This is a genomic window from Pseudoalteromonas sp. S16_S37 (genome assembly GCF_014694405.1).
Lineage (GTDB): Bacteria > Pseudomonadota > Gammaproteobacteria > Enterobacterales > Alteromonadaceae > Pseudoalteromonas.
The window spans coordinates 1-321 of the sequence record NZ_JAAUWV010000225.1 but is presented as its reverse complement, the minus strand read 5'-3'; the positions used below and the strand labels follow the sequence as shown (position 1 = coordinate 321).

The window sequence follows — 321 nt, the reverse complement described above, 5'->3', positions numbered from 1 at the left end:
ACAAAGTCACGCGATACTGTTCCGATGTCATTGATAGAAGTTCATGCTTATGATTATGGTGAGTTTGCAGATTTTTTAGCAAATCAACGCCATTATGCCGCAATGAATTGTGGTGTTGTGCCCACCCAAAATGACTTACTTAAATTACAACTCGCTGTACTTAAAAATCCGAGCAAGAGACCTGAGTACAACAAAGCCAAAGAGTTAATTGATAAGTGCTCTATGCAAAGTTTATTGGTTGAACAGTTAACTCTCACACCGCTTGATACTGTGACGACAAACAAGGAGGGCCAATTTTCGTTGTCATTGGGCCGCAATGAT

1 protein-coding gene is annotated in these 321 nt (G+C 40.2%); it reads left to right on the top strand.

The features are described from left to right. Positions 1 to 321: hypothetical protein (locus tag HC733_RS22730; RefSeq protein ID WP_190367224.1), on the top strand; the 321-nt coding region annotated here is incomplete at both ends.